The 18,136-nt window shown below is 71.6% G+C and carries 17 protein-coding genes; 13 read left to right on the top strand and 4 right to left on the bottom strand.

The features are described from left to right. Positions 1-147 precede the first annotated feature (147 nt). The 8 genes from ACOYR3_RS04255 (at position 148) to ACOYR3_RS04220 (ending at position 8,291) form a co-directional block, all read left to right on the top strand. Positions 148-1,359, top strand: a complete 1,212-nt coding sequence (locus ACOYR3_RS04255) for a PLP-dependent aminotransferase family protein (protein WP_422845251.1) — start codon at positions 148-150, stop codon at positions 1,357-1,359. 3 nt (positions 1,360-1,362) lie between these two features. Continuing rightward, on the top strand, positions 1,363-1,992 hold the full coding sequence (locus ACOYR3_RS04250) for a glutathione S-transferase (protein ID WP_422845250.1): 630 nt from the start codon (positions 1,363-1,365) through the stop codon (positions 1,990-1,992). Between the two features lie 12 nt (positions 1,993-2,004). Then, a complete protein-coding gene (locus ACOYR3_RS04245) occupies positions 2,005-2,868 on the top strand; it encodes a PhzF family phenazine biosynthesis protein (protein ID WP_422845249.1) in 864 nt (287 codons plus the stop codon). 176 nt (positions 2,869-3,044) lie between these two features. Then, positions 3,045-3,920 carry a PhzF family phenazine biosynthesis protein gene (locus ACOYR3_RS04240; RefSeq protein ID WP_422845248.1) on the top strand — a complete coding sequence of 292 codons (876 nt, stop codon included), beginning with the start codon at positions 3,045-3,047 and terminating at the stop codon, positions 3,918-3,920. 23 nt (positions 3,921-3,943) lie between these two features. Further along, on the top strand, positions 3,944-4,642 hold the full coding sequence (locus tag ACOYR3_RS04235; RefSeq protein WP_422845247.1) for a VOC family protein: 699 nt from the start codon (positions 3,944-3,946) through the stop codon (positions 4,640-4,642). Beyond that, a complete protein-coding gene (locus tag ACOYR3_RS04230; protein ID WP_422845246.1) occupies positions 4,639-5,625 on the top strand; it encodes a threonine dehydratase in 987 nt (328 codons plus the stop codon). The genes ACOYR3_RS04235 and ACOYR3_RS04230 overlap by 4 nt, the downstream gene beginning before the upstream one ends. 99 nt (positions 5,626-5,724) lie before the next feature. After that, positions 5,725-7,515 carry a hypothetical protein gene (locus ACOYR3_RS04225; RefSeq protein WP_422845245.1) on the top strand — a complete coding sequence of 597 codons (1,791 nt, stop codon included), beginning with the start codon at positions 5,725-5,727 and terminating at the stop codon, positions 7,513-7,515. 104 nt (positions 7,516-7,619) lie between these two features. Continuing rightward, on the top strand, positions 7,620-8,291 hold the full coding sequence (locus tag ACOYR3_RS04220) for a histidine phosphatase family protein (protein WP_422845244.1): 672 nt from the start codon (positions 7,620-7,622) through the stop codon (positions 8,289-8,291). Positions 8,292-8,298: 7 nt separating this feature from the next. Here the strand turns inward: ACOYR3_RS04220 and ACOYR3_RS04215 are convergent, their stop codons facing one another. Beyond that, positions 8,299-8,829: a MarR family winged helix-turn-helix transcriptional regulator gene (locus ACOYR3_RS04215; RefSeq protein WP_422845243.1), complete on the bottom strand. Its 531-nt coding sequence runs from the start codon at positions 8,827-8,829 to the stop codon at positions 8,299-8,301. A gap of 208 nt (positions 8,830-9,037) precedes the next feature. On the opposite strand from ACOYR3_RS04215, the gene ACOYR3_RS04210 reads away from it, so the two are divergent. Genes ACOYR3_RS04210 through ACOYR3_RS04200 form a run of 3 tightly spaced genes read left to right on the top strand, consistent with a single transcriptional unit; the run spans position 9,038 to position 11,884 of the window. Then, positions 9,038-9,973 carry a Bug family tripartite tricarboxylate transporter substrate binding protein gene (locus ACOYR3_RS04210; protein ID WP_422846520.1) on the top strand — a complete coding sequence of 312 codons (936 nt, stop codon included), beginning with the start codon at positions 9,038-9,040 and terminating at the stop codon, positions 9,971-9,973. Between the two features lie 13 nt (positions 9,974-9,986). Beyond that, the gene (locus tag ACOYR3_RS04205) at positions 9,987-11,321 is read left to right on the top strand and encodes a sulfatase family protein (protein ID WP_422845242.1); all 1,335 of its coding nucleotides are present in this window, start codon (positions 9,987-9,989) and stop codon (positions 11,319-11,321) included. Positions 11,322-11,371: 50 nt separating this feature from the next. Then, positions 11,372-11,884, top strand: coding sequence for a hypothetical protein (locus ACOYR3_RS04200; RefSeq protein ID WP_422845241.1), 513 nt, complete (start codon positions 11,372-11,374; stop codon positions 11,882-11,884). Positions 11,885-12,011: 127 nt separating this feature from the next. Here ACOYR3_RS04200 and ACOYR3_RS04195 read toward each other — a convergent pair whose 3' ends face one another. The 3 genes from ACOYR3_RS04195 to ACOYR3_RS04185 all read right to left on the bottom strand — a co-directional run bounded on the left by ACOYR3_RS04195 (position 12,012) and on the right by ACOYR3_RS04185 (position 16,159). Next, on the bottom strand, positions 12,012-13,484 hold the full coding sequence (locus ACOYR3_RS04195; RefSeq protein WP_422845240.1) for a PepSY-associated TM helix domain-containing protein: 1,473 nt from the start codon (positions 13,482-13,484) through the stop codon (positions 12,012-12,014). A gap of 2 nt (positions 13,485-13,486) precedes the next feature. Continuing rightward, positions 13,487-15,580: a TonB-dependent receptor gene (locus ACOYR3_RS04190; RefSeq protein ID WP_422845239.1), complete on the bottom strand. Its 2,094-nt coding sequence runs from the start codon at positions 15,578-15,580 to the stop codon at positions 13,487-13,489. 186 nt (positions 15,581-15,766) lie between these two features. Beyond that, positions 15,767-16,159 carry a DUF2946 family protein gene (locus ACOYR3_RS04185; RefSeq protein ID WP_422845238.1) on the bottom strand — a complete coding sequence of 131 codons (393 nt, stop codon included), beginning with the start codon at positions 16,157-16,159 and terminating at the stop codon, positions 15,767-15,769. A gap of 280 nt (positions 16,160-16,439) precedes the next feature. Between ACOYR3_RS04185 and ACOYR3_RS04180 the strand changes: the two genes are divergently transcribed. After that, the gene (locus ACOYR3_RS04180; protein WP_422845237.1) at positions 16,440-16,793 is read left to right on the top strand and encodes a YciI family protein; all 354 of its coding nucleotides are present in this window, start codon (positions 16,440-16,442) and stop codon (positions 16,791-16,793) included. Continuing rightward, a complete protein-coding gene (locus ACOYR3_RS04175; RefSeq protein ID WP_422845236.1) occupies positions 16,793-18,061 on the top strand; it encodes an RNA polymerase sigma factor in 1,269 nt (422 codons plus the stop codon). The genes ACOYR3_RS04180 and ACOYR3_RS04175 overlap by 1 nt, the downstream gene beginning before the upstream one ends. Positions 18,062-18,136: the final 75 nt, after the last annotated feature.

Genomic DNA, 18,136 nt, shown 5'->3' with positions numbered 1-18,136 from the left:
CCGCTTCGCGGCACCCCGGGGCGCCACCCTGTCCGTGGTGGACTGACGCACCACCCGCCCCGGCACCGCCTTGCGTTTATTGTTTTGTGATGAGCCCCTTGCAGTACTGTGCGGCCCGCTGCAGCCCTTAGGAGAACGAGAGTGAAGATGAACGACCTGCCCCACACCGCCACCAGCGCCTGGACTCTGGCGCGCCGCGCCGAGCGCATGAACCCCTCGGTCATCCGCGAGATCCTCAAGGTCACCGAGAAGCCCGGCATCATCAGCCTGGCGGGGGGCCTGCCCTCGCCCAAGACCTTTCCGGTCTCCGCCTTTGCCGAGGCGTCGGCCGCCGTGCTGGCCAACGACGGCCCTGCGGCGCTGCAGTACGCCGCCAGCGAAGGCTATGGCCCGCTGCGCCAGGCGATTGCCGACTTCCTGCCCTGGGACGTGAACCCCGACCAGGTGCTCATCACCACCGGCTCGCAGCAGGCGCTGGACCTGATCGCCAAAGTGCTCATCGACACGGACAGCCGCGTGCTGGTGGAAACGCCCACCTACCTGGGCGCGCTGCAGGCCTTCACGCCCATGGAGCCCGCCGTGGTGTCCGTGGACAGCGACGATGAAGGCGTGCTCATCGACGACCTGCGTGCCAAGGTGGGCACAGGCGCCGACAAGGCGCGCTTCCTGTACGTGCTGCCCAACTTCCAGAACCCCACCGGACGCACCATGAGCGATGCCCGCCGCGCCGCGCTGGTGAAGGCCGCGGCCGAGCTGAACCTGCCCCTGGTGGAAGACAACCCCTATGGCGACCTGTGGTTCGACAACCCGCCGCCCGCGCCGCTCACGGCCCGCAACCCCGAGGGCTGCATCTACATGGGCTCGTTCTCCAAGGTGCTGGCCCCCGGCCTGCGCCTGGGCTTCATCGTGGCGCCCCGGGCCGTGTACCCCAAGCTGCTGCAGGCCAAGCAGGCGGCCGACCTGCACACTCCCGGCTACAACCAGCGCCTGGTGGCCGAGGTGATGAAGGGCAACTTCCTGGACCGGCACGTGCCCACCATCCGCGCGCTGTACAAGGAGCAGTGCGAGGCCATGCTGGCCGCGCTGACGAAGGAAATGGCGGGCCTGGACGTGCAATGGAACCGCCCCGACGGCGGCATGTTCCTGTGGGTGCGCCTGCCCGATGGCATGAGCGCGATCGACCTGCTGCCCAAGGCGGTGGAGCGCAACGTGGCCTTCGTGCCCGGCGCGGCCTTCTACGCCGACCATGCGGACCAGCGCACGCTGCGCCTGTCCTTCGTCACCTCCACGAAGGAGCAGATCGCCGCCGGCATTGCCGCCCTGGCTTCTGCCGTGCGCGACAGCCTGCAAGGCCGCTAAGCCATGCTGAGGGTCTGGGGGCGGCTGTCGTCCATCAACGTGCGCAAGGTGGTCTGGGCCGTGCAGGAGCTGGGCCTGCCGTCGGTGCAGCGCACCGACGCGGGCGGCCAGTTCGGCATCGTGCGCGAGCCGCGCTACCTGGCCCTCAACCCCAACGGCCTGGTGCCGCTGATCGAGGACGACGAGACCGGCGCCGTGCTGTGGGAGTCCAACGCCATCGTGCGCTACCTGTGCGCGCGCCATGCGCCGGGCGATCTGTACCCGGAAGCCCTGCCTGCGCGCTTCGTGGCCGAGCAGTGGATGGACTGGCAGCAGACCACGCTCAACCCCGCGGGGCGCGACGCTTTCATCCAGTGGATCCGCACGCCCGCCGCGCAGCGCAGCGATGCGCTCATCGCCGCCTCCGTGGCGGCCACCGAGCCGCTGATGGCGCTGCTGGACGACCACCTGGCGCGCCAGCCCTTCATGGCAGGCGACCACTTCACCATGGCCGACATTCCGGTGGGCTGCGAGATCCACCGCTGGTGGGGCCTGCCGCAGGAACGGCCCGCGCGGCCGCACCTGGAGCGCTGGTACCACGCGGTCAGCGCCCGCCCCGGCGCTCGGGGCGTTCTGGACCTGCCCCTTTCCTGACCCCCGTTTGCCATGCACCAGCGCCCCTTCAAGCAGATCGACGTGTTCAGCCACCGCCCGGGCTACGGCAACCCCGTGGCCGTGGTGCTGGACGCCGAGGGCCTGGGCGATGCCGACATGCTGCGCTTTGCCGCCTGGACCAACCTGTCGGAAACCACCTTCCTGCTGCCGCCCACGGAGGCTGGCCGCGCCGCGGGCGCCGACTACCGCGTGCGCATCTTCAGCCCCAACGGCGAACTGCCCTTTGCAGGCCATCCCACGCTGGGCACCTGCCACGCCTGGCTGCAGGCGGGCCACGCGCCGCGCCAGCGTGGCCTGGTGGTGCAGGAGTGTTCACTGGGCCTGGTGCGCGTGGAGCACACCGGCGACACACTGGCCTTTGCCGCGCCACCGCTGCAGCGCAGCGCCCCCAGCCCGGCGCTGGTGCCGCTGATCGCCAGCGCCCTGGGGCTGCGCCCGCACCAGATCCTGGGCGCGCAGTTGCTGGACAACGGCCCCGTGTGGCTGGGCCTGCTGCTGGACAGCGCCGACACCGTGCTGGGCCTGCGCCCCGACCATGCGCGCCTCAAGGACCTGGGCCAGGATGTGGGCGTGGTCCATGTCCGCCCCACCGCCGCCGATACGCGCGAGCCCGGCGCGGTGGTACGCGCCTTTGCCGCCCCCATGGGCAACCCCGAAGACCCCGTGACCGGCTCCCTCAACGCCAGCCTGGCCGAATGGCTGATCGCCGACGGCCTGGCGCCCCGGCAGTACCTGGTGGCCCAGGGCGAATGCCTGGGCCGCGCCGGGCGCGTGCACGTGCGCCAGGACGACCAGCACCAGATCTGGGTGGGGGGGCAGGCAGTGACCTGTATCGAGGGGAAGGTGCTGCTGTGAGCCGTTCCGCCACCACCACGACCGCGCCGCCCAGCGGCTGACCCGCCCCCGGCCGGCACGCTGCGCGGCCCAAAAAAAGGCTTGCAAAAGGCACCGTTCAGGCTCCGGTCTGGCCGCCGGTGTGCGCCCACCCATCACCACTTCAGTTCATTTGCCAACCCAAGGACCTCATCACCATGCACCAGCGCCCCTTTCAGCAAGTCGACGTCTTCACCGCCACGCCGTACCGCGGCAACCCGCTGGCCGTGGTGCTGGACGGCACCGGCCTTTCCACCGAAGCCATGCAGGAGTTCACGAACTGGACCAACCTGTCGGAAGCCACGTTCCTGCTGCCGCCCAGCTCGCAAGGCCGCGCGGCCGGCGCCGACTACCGCGTGCGCATCTTCTGCCCGGGGCGGGAGCTGCCCTTCGCGGGCCACCCCACGCTGGGCAGCTGCCACGCATGGCTCAAGGCCGGCGGCCAGCCCCAGGTGGCGGGCAAGGTGGTGCAGGAATGCGGCGTGGGCCTGGTCACGCTGCGCCAGGACGGCGAGCGCCTGGCCTTTGCCGCGCCGCCGCTCCTCAAGAGCGGCCCGCTGGCCGAAGAGGACGTGGCCCTGATCGCCCGCGGCCTGGGCGTGGCGCGCGGCGACATCCTGCACCACGCCTGGTGCGACAACGGGCCCAACTGGCGCGGCGTGATGCTGCGCTCGGCCGAGCAGGTGCGCTCGCTCAAGCCCGACGCCAGCATCCTGGGCCAGCTGGATGTGGGCGTGGTCGGCCCGCGTGGCAAGGTCGGCGTCATCGGCAGCACCGATGCCGACGGCATCGCGTTTGAAGTGCGCGCCTTCTTCCCCGGCAACAACGGGCTGGCCGAAGACCCCGTGACCGGCAGCCTGAACGCCGCGCTGGCGCAGTGGCTCATCGGCGCCGGCCTGGCCCCCGCGCAGTACGTGGCGGCGCAGGGCACGTGCCTGGGCCGCGCGGGACGGGTGTACGTCCAGCAGGACGGCGACACGATCTGGGTGGGCGGCAGCAGCGTGACCTGCGTGGCGGGCGAGGTGCTGCTGTGACGGCCCCTGCGACCGCCCCCTGCGTGGACCACCTCGTCGTGCTGGCGGCCGACCTGGCCAGCGGCGTGGCCTGGTGCGAGCGCACGCTGGGCGTCACGCCCGCCGCCGGCGGCGAACACCCGCTGATGGGCACGCACAACCGCATCCTCAACATCAGCAGCCCGGCGCACCCGCGCGCCTATCTGGAGGTGATTGCTATCAATCCAGGAGCTTCCAGCGCCCGCCCCACGGGCGCCAGACGCTGGTTTGATATGGATGATGCGGCCCTGCAGGCCCAGGTGGCGGCGCACGGCCCGCAGCTGATCCACTGGGTGGCCAGCGTGCCCGACGTGGCCGGGCGCTGCGCGGCCCTGGCTGCGCTGGACATCGACCGCGGCACGGTGCTGACGGCCAGCCGCCCCACGCCCAGCGGCCTGCTGCAATGGCAGATCACCGTGCGGGACGATGGCCTGCGCCTGATGGACGGCTGCCTTCCCACGCTCATCCAGTGGGGCGCGGTGCACCCGTGCGACAGCCTGCCCGCCAGCGGCGTGCAGCTGCGGCAGCTCACGTTGCAGCACCTGCAGGCCGCCACCCTGCGCGCGGCGTGCGACGCCATCGGTGTGGCCGGTTGCGTCGGCGTTTCCGCCAGCGGAACGGCCCGCCTCACCGCACAGCTGGCCACGCCGCGCGGTCCCCTCACCCTTGCCTCCTTCTTCACCGAAACGCAATCCGCCCCATGAACACCCGGCTCGACCCCACCGCCCTGCTGCCCACCCTGGCCGACATCGAAGCCGCTGCCCAGGTGGTGTACCGCGATTTCGCACCCACGCCGCAGTACCGCTGGGCGCTGCTCAGCGAGCGCCTGGGCACCGCCTGCTGGCTCAAGCACGAGAACCACACGCCCGTGGGCGCCTTCAAGATCCGCGGCGGCCTGACCTACTTCAACCAGCTGGCGCAGCGCGGCACCTTGCCCGGGGAAGTGATCAGCGCCACGCGCGGCAACCACGGCCAGAGCATGGGCTGGGCCGCGCGCCGCCACGGCGTGGCCTGCACCATCGTCGTGCCGCGCGGCAACTCGGTGGAAAAGAACGCGGCCATGCGCGCCCTGGGCGTCACGCTCATCGAGCATGGCGACGATTTCCAGGAAGCGCGCGAGCACGCCATGCAGCTTGCGGCCGAGCGCGGGGCGCACATGGTGCCCAGCTTCCACCCCGACCTGCTGCGCGGCGTGGCCACCTACTGGTGGGAATTCTTGCGCGCCGTGCCGCAGCTGGACGTGGTGTACGTGCCCATCGGCCAGGGCTCGGGCGCATGCTCGGCTATTGCGGCCAAGCTGGCGCTGCAGCACCCCGTGCGCGTGGTGGGCGTGGTCAGCAGCCACGCCACCACCTATGCCGACTCGCTGGCCGCCGGCCGCGTGGTGGAGGCGCCCGTCACCACCCAGCTGGCCGACGGCATGGCCTGCCGCGTGGCCGATGCCGAAGCCCTGGCCGTGCTGGCCCCGCACATCGACCACATCGTGCAGGTGAGCGACGCCGAGGTGGCCGCCGCCATGCGCGCACTCTTCACCGACACGCACAACGTGGCCGAAGGCGCCGGGGCCGCTGCGCTGGCGGCGGCGCTGCAGGAGCGCGCCATGCTGCAAGGCCAGAACGTCGGCCTGGCGCTGACGGGCGGCAATGTGGACGCCCCCGCGTTTGCGAAGGTGCTGCAGGCCGGCTGATCCGCCGCAGCCCCAGGTGCAGGACAATGCCCGCGGGCACGGCCGCCGCCAGCGGCCGGCGCGGCGCCCACCACAACAAGAGCACCCGAGGGACTGTCCATGCCACCTACGCCACCGTCGGCTTACCGCTGGGGCCTGCGCGCCGTCATCGCGCTGCAATGCCTGCTGATTGGCGCCTTCCTCTACACCAACCTGGCTGCGCCCGCCCCCAGCGGGCCGCGCCTGCCCGCCGTGCAAGGGGACATGCTGTGGCTGGAGAGCCATGGCGCCTTGCACCAGTTCAACGCAGCGGGCCAGCGGCTGCGCCGCGTGGAGCTGGCCCGGCTCAAGCTGTCGCCCAACCCCTCCAGCCTGCAGTTCACGCAAGAGAACGTGTTCTGGGTGCACGACGCCAGCCGCGTGCACCGCTGCAACCTGTCGCAAATGCAGTGCACGGCGCTGGACCTGCCCGGCCTGTCGGGCCGGTCGGACTACCGCTGGGTGCGCGTGCGCGGCGACGAGGCGGAAATCGTGGTGTCGGACACCTCCGCCCACCAGGTGCTGGTGTATGGCCGCGCCGCGGCCAGCGGGCCCTACGCACTGCGGCACACCTACGCCGACGGCCTGCGGTTTCCCAACCAGACGCTGCCGGCGCCGCACGGGATGTGGGTGGCCAACACCAACCAGCACCAGATCGAGCGGCTGGACGACAGCGCGCCGGGCACGGCCGGGACGGCCCGGCAGGCGTACCCCATCGCCCACCCCGGCCTGCGCGCCACGCGGCGCTTTCCGTTTGCCATGGAACGCGATCCCGAAGGCCGGCTGTGGGTGCTGGTGGCCAACGGCGCCATGCGCGACGCCGACGTGCTGCGCATGAACCCGCAGCTGCAGCCCGAGCGCGTGGTCCCCATCTCCGCCGGGCAGGACCCCAACGCCATCGTGCTGTTCGGCCAGCACCTGCTGCTGACCGACCTGCGCAACTACGTGGTGCACCGGCTCGACCTGCAAGGCCAGGTGCTGGCGCCCTTTGGCGACGCGGCCTTTCGTGCCGAGCTGAATGCCGCCCAGCAGCGGGCGCGGTGGCTGGGGCGGCTTCCCAGGCTGCTGATCGGCAGCATCGGCGTGCTGCTGCTGGCAGCCCTGTGGCTGGCCTGGAAGGCCGGCGAGCTGGGACAGCTGCGGGGCGCGGCCTGGCGGCAGACCCCGGCCACCCGCCCGGAAGCCGCGGCACCCGCGGCAGCCCCCGCGCCGGAGCCCCCCAGTGCGCTGCCCGGGTTCCCCGCCCCGGCGCAGCCCCTGCCGGGCGGCACCGCCGCACCCAGCCCGGTCCGCATCACCCGCGTCCAGGCCCTGCCCGGCAGCACCCGCACGGCCCGCCGCATCGTGGTGGGGGCATCGGTGCTGACGGGTGCCGTGCTGGCCTGGGCAGGCTACGAGGTCTGGCCCTACCTGACCCAGTACGGCTGCACGCACGCCATGGGCTGCGCCGGCCCGAGGACCCTGCTGGCGGGCTTTGGCACCCTGCCCTTGCTGGCCATGGCGATGAGCTGGCGGCAGCTCAAGGCCATGGAGTCCATCCGCATCGGCACCGATGGCGCGCAGGTCCAGGCCCGGTTCGGCGGCCGCCGCTACCAGGCACCCGCCGAGCAGGTGACCTGCACGCGCCAGCACCTGCTGATCGGCACCGGCATGATTCCCCTGCGGCTGCGCACCACGCCGCTGTTTGACGAAGACGCGTTGCGCCACAACATCATCGACCGGCTTCCCCAGCTGAACATGCATGACAGCGTCTGGCACAACGGCCTGGTGACGCACTACTGGCGGTACGGCGGCTGGCGCGGCCGCGCCATCGTGGTCGGCATGGGGCTGCTGCTGTGCCTGGCGGCCACCCTGCGCTGGGTGTTGCGCTGAGCGGCGCCCCGGCTGCTGCAGCGCAGCATCCAAAACTACAAAATTGATAGCATCCGTCGCCCTAGCGACAAGCGCCACCCGGCTTTGTGGTCACAATCCGCCGCATGGGAACCCTCTACCTCGTGCGCCATGGCCAGGCCTCGTTTGGCGCGGATGACTACGACGTGCTCAGCCCCCGCGGCCGGCAGCAGGCGGTGCGCCTGGGCGAGTACTGGCGCGCGCGCGGGCTGGCGTTCGATGCGGTGATGACGGGCACGCTGCGCCGCCACACCGAAACGCTGGACGGCATTGCCGAGGGGCTGCAGGCCCTGCCCGAGGTGACGCGCTGGCCGGGCCTCAACGAGTACGACAGCCATGCGCTGATTGCCGCCATCCACCCGCAGCCCCTGGGGCCGGCGGACACGCCCGAGCGGTTCCGCCAGCACTTCCGCATCCTGTGCGACGCGCTGGCGCAGTGGATGGCCGGCGTCATCAGCCCGCAGGGCATGCCCAGCTGGAACGAGTTTTCCGGCGGCGTGCGCGCGGTGCTGGACCATGTGCGCCACCACCACGCGGGCCAGAACGTGCTGCTGGTGAGCAGCGGCGGCCCCATTTCGGCCGCGGTGGGCGAGGTGCTGGGCACGGCGCCGGAGGTGACGATTGCGCTGAACATGCGCATCCGCAACAGCGCGGTGACGGAGTTTTCCATCTCGCCCAAGCGGCTGATGCTGCAGACCTTCAACACGCTGCCACACCTCAACGAAGGCCCGCACCTGGACTGGATCACCCACGCCTGAGCCGCCTTCAGCCGCCCCCGCTGCTGCCGCTGCGCCCGCCCCGCATGCGGTACGTGCGCGGCAGGTGGGCATGTTCGGCCAGCAGTGCATCGGCATTGGCCTGCAGCAGGCCCAGGGCGTGGTCCAGCAGCTCCACGGTTTGCGCGGGCAGGCCGCGCAGCAACGCCTGGTTGAGCTGCTTCACCTGCGGGAACAAGGCCTCGTACACCGCCATCCCCTCGGGCGTGAGCCGCAGCCGCGCCTGGCGCTTGTCGCCGGGCAGGGGTTCGCGGGTGAGGAGCTTCTTGGCCTGCAGCGACGTGATGGCCCGTGACGTGCGCGCCCGGTCCAGACCCACCCGGCGGGCCAGCTCGGTGGGCGGCAGGTCCGGGTGCTGCGCCAGCCATATCAGCAGCCCCCATTCGCGGCGGGTGATGCCGTAGCCGCCCTCGCACAGGCGGATCACGAGGCTGCCCGACACCCCGATCAGCTTGTTCAGCCGGTACATCAGCAGGTCGCTGGCGGCCTGCGGATCGCGCAGTCGGGAGGCGTCGGTCATCGGTGCAAACCCGGAAGGTAATTGATTTGAACAATCGATTGTCGGGCCCCTAGAGTGCCATGGAACGTGGCTTGACTTCCATCATCCCGGCCACACCCCAGGAGCCGACACCATGACCCACCCCCACACGCCTACGCACAAGCACCCACACAAGCCATCGCGGACACGGCGCCCCCTGCTGGCCGCAGCCCTCGGCCTGGCCGCCGCCATGGTGCTGGGCACGCCCGGCGCCCAGGCCCAGTCCGCCGGCACCGGCGCCGACACGCCCCTGCGCATCGTGGTGGGCTACCCGCCCGGCGGCTCCAGCGACCGCGTGGCCCGCATCGTGGCCGACAAGCTGCAGGCCAAGCTGGGCAGCCCCGTCATCGTCGAGAACAAGACGGGCGCGGGCGGCCGCCTTTCGGCCCAGTACGTGAAGGCGGCCCCCGCCAACCAGCCTGCGCTGCTGCTGGCCAACCCCGCCGTGATGGTGGTGGCGCCGCTGGTGTTCCCCGATGCGGGCTACGACGCCGAGCGCGACTTCCGCGCCGTGAGCCATGTGAACAGCTATGAGTTTGGCGTGGCCGTGGGCGCCGCCGTGCCCGTGAAGGAGCTGCGCCACCTGCTGGCCTGGCTGCGCGCCAACCCCGAGCAGGCCAACTTCGGCGTGCCCGCCACCGGCAGCCTGCCGCACTTCTTCGGCCTGATGGTGGGCGACGCCGCCAAGGTGCGGGCCGAAGTGGTGGGCTACCGCGGCTCCGCCCCGCTGACCACCGACCTGATCGGCGGCCAGGTGCCCGTGGCCTTCGACACCTTCGACAGCCTGCTGGCCCAGCACGAAGCCGGCAAGGTGCGCGTGCTGGCCGTCTCCGGCGCCCAGCGCAGCCCGCTGGCGCCCAGCGTGCCCACGTTCAAGGAGGCCGGGCTGGACCTGGCTGCCACGGGCTGGAACACCTTCTTCGCCCCCGCCAGCATGCCCGCTGCCCAGGTGGAGCGGCTGTCGCAGCTCATTGTGGAAGTGATGAAGGACCCCGATACGCGCCGCAAGTTCGAGGCCGCCAAGATGGAGCCCGTGGCCGCCACCCGCGCGCAGACCGAGGCCATGCTCAAGGCCTACAGGGCGCAGTGGGCGCCGGTGGTGCAGCGCTCCGGCTTCAAACCTTGAGGACGCGGACGGTATGACACAACTCACCCGCCCGAACATCGTCTTCATCGTGGCCGATGACCTGGGCTATGCCGACCTGGGCTGCTACGGCGGCCGCGACGCCAGCTTTGGCCCCGTCTCGCCCGTGCTCGATGGCCTGGCCGCCCGGGGCCTCAAGCTCACCCAGGGTTATTCCAACTCGCCCGTGTGCTCGCCCACCCGCTTTGCGCTGATGACGGGCCGCTACCAGTACCGCCTGCGCGGCGCGGCCGAGGAGCCCATCAACAGCAAGAGCCGGGGCAGCACCACGCTGGGCCTGCCGCCGGAGCACCCCACGCTGCCCTCGCTGCTGCGCGATGCGGGCTACCGCACGGCGCTCATGGGCAAGTGGCACCTGGGCTACCCGCCGGCGTTCAGCCCGCTGCGCTCGGGCTATGACGAGTTCTTCGGCCCCATGTCGGGCGGGGTGGACTACTTCACCCACTGCAGCTCCACCGGCCAGCACGACCTGTACCTGGGCGACGCCGAGCAGCAGGAGGACGGCTACCTCACCGACCTCATCACCGGCCACGGCCTGGACTTTGTGCGCCGCATGGCCGGTGGTGCGCGCAGCGGCACGCCGTTCTTCTTGAGCCTGCACTACACCGCGCCCCACTGGCCATGGGAAACGCGTGACGACGAAGCGCTGGCGCAGGAGGTGAAGGGCAACCTGTTCCACCTGCACGGCGGCAACATCGACACCTACCGCCGCATGATCCACCACATGGACGAAGGCATTGGCCGCCTGATGGACCTGCTGCGCGCCGAGGGGCTGGAGCGCGACACGCTGGTGGTGTTCACCAGCGACAACGGCGGCGAGCGCTTCTCGGACAACTGGCCCCTGGTGGGCGGCAAGATGGACCTGACCGAAGGCGGCATCCGCGTGCCCTGGATTGCGCACTGGCCCGCCGTGATTGCCCCCGGCGGCACCAGCACCCAGACCTGCATGACCATGGACTGGACCGCCACCGTGCTCGACGCCGCGGGCGCCCCCGCCGCCGCCACCCACCCGCTGGATGGCCGATCACTCATGCCGCTGCTGCGCGACGCCACCTGGCACGACGACCAGCCCCTGTTCTGGCGCATGAACCACCGGGGCCAGCGCGCCCTGCGCCACGGCCCCTGGAAGTACCTGCGCGTGGACGGACACGACTACCTCTTCAACCTGGAAGGCGACGAACGCGAACGCGCCAACCTGGGCCCCATCGCCCCCGAGCGGCTGGCGGCCATGGTGCAGGCCTGGGAGGCGTGGGAAGCCACCATGCCCCCCATTCCCGCCGATGCCACGGTGAGCCTGGGCTATGGGGCCAAGGACATGCCGCAGCGCTGAGCCCGGCAAAGCCACGCCGCGGGCGGCCCCGCCGGGTGTACAACCGGGGCATGCGCTACGACCTGCCCCCGCCTTCCATCGAACTTCGCCTGGAGCCCGGCCACCTGGCGCTCCACTGGGTGCCCGCGGCTGCTCCAGCGGCCGACAGCCCCGCGCCGTACCGCGCGGCCCTGGGCTGGCAGACCGTGGCCCAGGCATTTGGCCTGCGCATGCCCACGCCGCTGTCGCTGGAGAACGCCATCGCCACGGTGGAAGACGCCGTCATGCCCGCCACCCGCTGGCTGGCTGCGCCCCCGGCCGGCACGGCCCCGCCGTTCACCCTGCACACGCGCAGCCCGCTGCTGCGCGAGGTGGCCGAGGCCGCGGGCGTGGCCCTGTCCGCGCCGCCCGCCCGCCTGTCCCGGCAGGCCGTGGAGAACCTGTTCAACCGCCTGGCCGACCAGATTCACCGGCCCGGTGCCCCCGACCCCGGCCTGCCCCAGCGCGCCGAGTGGGCGGCCGCGCTGCTGATCCTGCGGGAAGGGCTGCACCACTGGGGCGTGGAATGGGTGGAGCTGGGCTGAATCCCTGGCGTTGGGCGCGGCGTCTGCCGGCCCAGGCGGTCCGCCCAGCAGCCACGGCGCGGGCCAGCAACTACCAATTTGATAGCTGCTTGCGCTTACCCCATAAGCCTCAGAGGCCAAAAATACCTCAAACCTTGCGCCCCCACCCCACCACGCCAGCATCCACCGCAGCCAGCACCAGCATCGACACGCCCACCAGCGGAAACACCACCCCGCCCACCGCCAGCACCGCCGCAACGCCCACCAATGCGCGGCGCTGCGCAGGCAACGGCGGCACCCCCACACCGCCCGCAGGCCGGCGCTTGAACCACATCACCACGCCGGACACGCACAGCAGCACGATGCCGGCGCACACGGCCACCAGCAGCAGCTGGTTGGCCACGCCCCATTCCTGCCCCAGGTGGATGTTGATGCCCCACTCCAGCCAGCGGCCCAGCGGGCCGTAGTCCGCATAGGACATGTCGAGCAGCGGCTGGCCGGTGTACTGGTCCAGGTGCACCACGCGCTGGCGGGCCAGCTCGTGCGGGTAGACGGAGGCGGTGAACACGCCCTGCGCACCCTGGGGCGGGTTGACGGTGTAGCCCGGGGCCAGTTGCAGGCGCTGCACCTCAGCCATCACGGTGTCGATGTCCAGCGCAACGCGTGCATCGCCGGACATTGCGGGTTCGGGCTGCGCAGCCGCCCCGCCGCCATGCAGGGCGTGCGGGTTGTCTTCGGCCTGGGCATGGCCTGCATGGTCGGCACTGCCCGGCTGCTGCGCCTGCTGCAGCGTCCACGGCAGGTGGGCCACATCGGACACGGACTGGCCGGACAGGGGCAGCGTCACGCGCACGCCTGCCGGGTAGCCAAAGTTGTGCCCGTTCGCCCATTCGTTCGCCTTCGCGCCCCACAGCACCGACCAGGGCATGCCGGTGATGGCGAGGAACAGCAGCCCCGCGCCCACCACCAGCCCGGTCACGGCATGCAGATCGCGCCAGTACACGCGCTGGCCTGGGGTGCCGCGCACGCTGACTACGCCGCCCTGCCCCGTTTTGTTTGGCCCCCGCGGCCACCACAGGTACACGCCGGTGAGCACCAGCAGAATGGCCCAGCCCGCCGCCATCTCGATGAAGCCGCGTTGCACGGGCCCAAAGTACTTGAGGCTGTGCAGCTGGCGAATCGTCCAGCCCAACGTGCCGCGGTCGCTCAGCGTGCCCAGCACCTGGGCCCGGTATGGGTCCACGTACACGGCCACCTTGGCGCCGTCGGCGGTGCGCACGCCCACCTCGGCCGATCGGTCGGGCGCGGCCGGGGGCGTGTACTTGAACCACGCACCCGGCTGCGCTGCCAGGGCGGCGGCCAGCACCGCGCTGTGCGGGGCGGGGCTGGCCGCAGGCGCAGCAGGCACGGGCACCGTGAGCAGGCCGGCATGCACGCGCTGGTCGATGCCGTCGTGGTACACGTACAGCGCGCCCGTCACCGCCAGCCAGATCAGCAGGGGCAGCACCAGCAGCCCGGCATAGAAGTGCCAGCGCCACACGGCGCGGTACAGGCTGCTGCGGGTGAGCACGGTGCCGGGCTCCGCCTGCCCACCGGGCGCGGAAGTGAGTGCGCGCGCCATGGTCAGAACGTCCAGTTCAGGCTGGCGTAGGCGCTGCGGCCATCGCCCGGCGCGTAGCCGGACGAGCCGCTGTCGTACCACGCGTAGACGTACCTGCGGTTCGTCACGTTCTTGAGCTGCACGCCCACCTCCAGCGCGGGGGACAGCCGCCAGGCGGCCCCCAGGTTGAGCAGCGCGTAGCCGCCGGTGCGGCCCAGGGTGTTGGTGCGCTCCAGGTAGTAGTTGCCCTGGGCATTGGCCCAGGCGCTGAGCTTGAGCTGCGTGCTGGCCTGGTAGTCCACGCCCAGCGTGGCCAGGTAGTGCGGCACGTTCTCGATCTCCTTGCCGCGCGTGGCGGGCGCGCCGGGGTCGGGCTCCACAATGCGCGCGATTTGCGACGAGTAGCCCACCCAGCCGCTCCACTGCGCGTTCAGGCGCGCGTTGAGCTGCAGGTCCACGCCCTTGCGCAGGGTGCGGCCCACATTGCCCTGGCCGCCGGGATCGGGCAGGCCGTTCACGCCCAGCACGCGGGCCACCTCGCCGCTGGCGCGCTGCTCCCAGTAGGCCGCGCGGGTCTCGATGCCTGCGGCGGGCTGCCACTTCACGCCGGCCTCCCAGCCGTCATTGAGCGACGGTTCCAGGTTGCGGCTTTGCGAAGGCGTGCGGTAGCTGTCGATGCCCGCGCCGATCTGGAAGCTGCGGCCCCAGTTGGCATACACGCTGGTGTCGGGACGCACGGCGTAGGCCACGCTGATCTTGGGCTGCGTGATGGTGCCGTAGTCGTGCATGGGCGAGGTGATTTGGGTGAGCCCGTCGGTGAAACGGCCGCTGATCCGGTCCACCCGCAGCGCGGGGATGATCTTGAGCGCGGGCACGGGCTGCACCACGGCCTGCACGTAGGCGCCGCGGGTGTTCAGGTCAAAGTTCCAGTCGCGGATCTGAGAAGTGCGCACCTGCTGCACGGTGCGGTAGCGCTGGGCCGCGTTGTCCTGCCACTGGGCATCGAGGCCGCCTTCCAGCGTGAAGGCATGGGCCCACGCCACCTTGGGGCGCCAGGTCAGGGTGGTGATCAGGCCTTTGTGGGTTTCGTCGTTGTCCCGCTCCTGCTGCACGCCCGCTTCCGAAAAGCGCACAAAGCGCTGGTTCTCGTAGTGCTGGGTGTAGGCCTTGGCGGTCCAGCTCAGGTCATCGGCCAGCTGCCCGTCCAGGTGCGCGCTCAGCTGCGTGGTCTCGCGTTCGCTGCGGTCCCACGCGGCATAGGCGGGCGAGCTGCGCGGAGCGCGGGCGGCCTGCTCGGCCGTGAGGTAACCGGATTCGAGTGCCTTGTTCTGGTAATAGCGGGCGATGACGCCTGCGCGCCACCGGCCGCCGTCGCTGGTGTAGAACCACTTGCCCGCCAGCGCCTTCTTGTCGGCGTCGGCATGGTCGCGGTAGCCATCCGATTCGCGGGTGGCCACGAAGTAGTTCTGGCTCCAGTTGCCGCTTTCAAAGCCCTTGGCGATTTGCAGTTCGCGCGTGCCAAAGCTGCCCAGCGTCACGCTGGCCTGGCCGTCGTTGCCGCCCTGGCGGGTGATGACGTTGGCATTGCCCGCGATGTTGTTCAGGCCGTAGCGCGGGTCGTTGGTGCCGCGCACGATCTCGATGGCCTCGATGTCCAGCGGGAACACGGCGTCCAGAAACGGCATGCCGCCCGCGTTGTCGTTGCTGGGGATGCCGTCGATCAGCAGCTTGACGGCATTGACGCGGCCTTCGCCGTTGAAGCCGCGCATCGAGAAACGCCCGGCGTCCGTGCCCTGCTTGAACTGCGTGACCTGCACGCCGGGGGCGCGGGTGAGCAGCTCCCAGCTGTAGTCCACATGCTGGTCCTGGAGCACGCTGGCGCCCAGGATGTCCACCGAGCTGAACACCTGCCGGGCCGGCAGCGCGCCCGAGGGCGCCGACTGCACGGTGACGGTGCCCAGGGTGAGGGCGGCATCGGCGACAGGCCCTGGGGCCTCGGGGGACGGCGATGGCGCCTGGGCGCCGGCCGGACCGGCCAGCGCGGCCAGGGCTGCGGCCAGGGCGGCCGCGAGGAGGGAGCGTGCCGGCGGCACGCCTTGGGAAGACAAGAGAGTCATGGTGAAAATGGCAAGGGTTCGCTGCGCAGCCCCGCGTGCAGGGCATGGCCCGCCAGCAACAACGCGCTGCAGGCGCAGGCCGCCCGCAGCCCTGGGGATGCGGCACCGGGAATCAGCGCAACGAGAAAACGGGATTCAGGACGGCGGCCGCCACCCGCACCCAAGCCGGGTGGCCGCGCCCAAAGATCAGACCAGGGCGCCCACCCGGGGCGGCCCGCGCGGCGGCAGCGCCGCCCCCTGCCAGGACGCACCCCGTACCGCGACCCGCGGCGGCACCGGCACCGGGGCCTGCGCAGCGGGCACAACCGCCACCCCCAACGGAGCAGGCGGGGGCGCATGCAGCGGCAGGCACAGGGTGCAATCGAGGCCGTGCGAACCCAGCGCCTGCGGCAGCGGCGCCGATTCGCCGCCGCCCGCGCCGCTGCTGACCACCACCAGCTTGACGGCGCCCGAGGCGCCACACACCAGCTCCAGCGACTGCGGATGGATGAGCGGCGCCGCGCCCGCCCCGCCCACCACCGCGATGAACCACGCCAGCACCAGCCGGGCGAGGAAGGGAGCGGTGCGCAAGCGTTGCATTGCCGGAATTATCGCGGCGGACACCCGGAGCACGGCGAATTTTCAATAAAAATGGCCTGCAGCGCTTACCCAGAAAGCGCAAGCAGCTATTAATTCAATAGCAATTCTTCGCAGCGTTCTCCTCCGCGATGGCGGAAGGGGCAGTTTGTGCCACCATGGCCCGCCCGCCGGCAGCGGCATTATTTTTTTGCGCCGCTGTCGAAACGCCTGCCGCTGTGCCGTCATGGGGGCAGAGTCCGGCGGGTGCCGGGCTCGTTCACCCGACCCCAAGGATTGGCCCATGCAATACACCCTCCTCATCCACGAAGACCCCCAGGGCTTTGCGGCCCGCACCGACCCGGCCCGGCAGCAGGCGTACTGGAGCGGCACCATGCACTACCTGCAGGCGCTCAAGGACGCCGGCGTGTTTGTGGGCGGCGCCGGCCTGCAGCCGCCCGAGACGTCGACCACGCTGCGCTACCGGGACGGCAAGCCGTGGGTGCAGGACGGCCCCTTCGCCGAGACCAAGGAGCAGCTCGGCGGCCTCTTCATCGTCGAACTGCCGCACCTGGACGCCGCGCTCGAATGGGCCGCCCGGTTCCCGCAGCGCCCGGGCATGGTGGTGGAAGTGCGCCCCAACCTGCCCAACGAGTGATGCCCGGCGGCCCGGACGCCCATGCAGCGGTGGCCCATGCAACGGCGGCCCGTGCGGTGCGCGAGTCCGGCCGCCGGCTGCTGGCCTTCCTGGCCGCCCGCTGCCGCGACATGGCCGCCGCCGAAGACGCCCTGGCTGACGCCCTGCACGCCGCGCTGCACACCTGGGCCGAGACCGGCGTGCCCGACAACCCGTCCGCCTGGCTGCTGACGGCGGCGCGCCGCCGCCTGATCGATGCGCAGCGGCACGCGGCCGTGCAGGCGCAGGCCCAGCCCCTGCTGCTGGCCGCTGCGGAGGAAGCGATGGAGCTGGCCGAAGGGGCCGCCGGCTTCCCGGACGAGCGCCTGAAGCTCATGTTCGTGTGCGCGCACCCGGCCATCGACGCCGAGGCCCGCACGCCGCTCATGCTGCAGGTGGTGTGGGGCATGGCGGCTGCCGACATCGCCTCGGCCTTCGTCGTGAAGCCCGCCACCATGGGGCAGCGGCTCTCGCGGGCCAAGGCCAAGATCCGCGACGCGGGCATCCCGTACGAGGTTCCCCCGGCGCATGCGCTGCCCGACCGGCTGGACGCCGTGCTGCAGGCGCTCTACGGCGCCTACAGCTGCGGCTGTGCCGACGCCTCGGAGGTGGCCGGCGCGGCAGGCCCGCAGGGCGGCCTGGCGCAGCAGGCGCTGGAACTGGGCCGCCTGCTGCACCAGTGCCTGCCCGACGAGCCCGAACCCCTGGGCCTGCTGGCACTGATGCTGCATGTGGAGGCCCGCCGCGGCGCCGGCCGCGATGCCGAGGGCCGCTACGTGCCCCTGTCGGAGCAAGACCCCCGGCAGTGGCACGCGGCAGGGGTGGCCGAGGCCGACGCACTGCTCGCCCAGGCCGCGCGGCGGCGGCGCCTGGGGCGCTTTCAGCTCGAGGCGGCCATCCACTCGGTGCACAACCGCCGCGCCGTCACCGGCCGCACCGACTGGCCCGCGATCGCCTTGCTGTACGAAGGCCTGGCCCGCCTGGCCCCCACGCTGGGCACCGAGGTGGCCCGGGCCGCGGCGCTGTCGCACGTCCACGGCGCGCCGGCGGGCTGGCAGCTGCTGAGCGCCCTGCCCGCGGACGCGGTGGCCACCTACCAGCCCTACTGGGCCCTGGCGGCCCAACTGCTGCGCGACCTGGGCCGCGAGGCCGAGGCCGCTAGCGCGTGGGGCCGCGCCATCGGCCTGTGCAACAACGCGGCCGCACGGCAGTTTCTGATGGAGCAAGCTGCGCGCAGCGGCAGGACGTGAACGAAGGCGGTTGCAGCCGCCAAGCATCCTCTGCACAAATCACCGCGCCGTGTGCCTCTGCGGTCTCGGGCGGTC

It is taken from the genome of Acidovorax sp. M2(2025), assembly GCF_049330835.1.
In the GTDB taxonomy this organism is placed as follows: Bacteria; Pseudomonadota; Gammaproteobacteria; order Burkholderiales; family Burkholderiaceae_C; genus Acidovorax.
This window is presented reverse-complemented; position numbering and strand designations above follow the sequence as displayed.